The organism is Geminocystis sp. CENA526 (assembly GCF_050753365.1).
Taxonomy (GTDB): domain Bacteria; phylum Cyanobacteriota; class Cyanobacteriia; order Cyanobacteriales; family Cyanobacteriaceae; genus Geminocystis.
This window is the reverse complement of sequence record NZ_JBLZFY010000282.1, coordinates 1-1,356: the sequence shown is the minus strand read 5'-3', so window position 1 is coordinate 1,356 and position 1,356 is coordinate 1. Positions and strand designations below refer to the sequence as shown.

Genomic DNA, 1,356 nt, shown 5'->3' with positions numbered 1-1,356 from the left:
CCCAACCCCCCTTAGTAAGGGGGGAGTCGGAGACGGGGGGATTATCGTTACTAAGGGAAGAATTATTGGCTAGTTTATAGATTAATTGAGTAAGTTCGATCGACAATTCTTCTTCATCTGTTTGCCAATCAGGGAAGACTAGATAGTTAGTATCTGTTAATTTAATTTGGGGGGAAATGGCATTAAATAAGGCTTCTTTTACTATCTCCGCCATAGTTGCCCATGAGAATTTCTGTGCTTGTTGTAATCCTGCCTGAATCAAATTATGTCTTAAAGTCGGTTTTTGTACATCACATAAAGCATTTGCCATGCCCTCAATATCATCCGCATTGACATAAATTACAGCACTTCCCCCCACTTCGGGTAAGGATGCGTTAGGAGTGGTAATGACAGGGCAACCACACGCCATCGCTTCGGCAACGGGCATTCCGAAACCTTCATATTTGGAGGGATAAACTAAAGCCACTGCACCACTATAAGCAAGTCTTAATTCTTCATCGGTTAGTTGTAAGCCATAAAATGTGCAACCTGCGGTAAATTGTCGCCATTCGGGGGGTAATTGACTTCCTGCACCCGTGGCTACTATGTCAAAACCTGTTTTATTTGCCAGTTGAGCGAAGGCTTGGAAAAAGAGGATAGAGTTTTTATAACCTCCTAATCCTCCTAAGAGAAAATAGGGTTTCTGAATGCCATATTTATATTTGAAATTAGCAATTTCTTGAGGGGAAGCAGGGGAAAATAAAGGGCTAACTCCACAATGAGCTACGGTAATCGATTCTAAGGGAATTTGTGGGAAAAATTTATTAATATCTTTAGCAGTGTTTTCAGAAATGGCAATAAAGGCGGAAGCATGGTTAATGCCTTTGTGCTTTTCTTGCCACATCACTTCATTTAAGTTTGTCCCAATTACTTCAGGAATCATGTCATAAGCCATAAATACGGAAGGGGTATTAATGGGGGTTGTATAGTAGCTAGAAATAAATAATTCTGCTCCTTCTTCATCGCAAATCTGCTGTAATAAAGTTCGATCGACCTCAGTATTATTATAATCGTAGGGCTGAATGGTGCGATAGCGAATACCGTTAATTTTTGGTGCGGTGTTGGCTCGATCTAAGACTAAAATATGATTAGCAAAATCAGTATTTGCCCACTGTTCTAATAAAGATTTCCAAACTCTGGCAATACCTGTTTGATAGAGTTGGAAAAATACCCCATCAATGAGGATTATTGGTGATTTTAGTTCAGGAATATTGAGCGATTGAAGATTTTTATCTTTATTAAAATCAAAAGCTGATTGGATTTTTTGTTGATTTAATTTAAGTAAGTTTCCTACTGTCATAGCAGATTGTTGCCAAT

At 38.9% G+C, this 1,356-nt stretch carries 1 protein-coding gene; it reads right to left on the bottom strand.

Translation table 11 applies throughout. The features are described from left to right. The coding region (locus ACN4EE_RS23400; protein ID WP_431708912.1) for a glycosyltransferase family 4 protein at window positions 1-1,356 on the bottom strand (1,356 nt) is incomplete at both ends.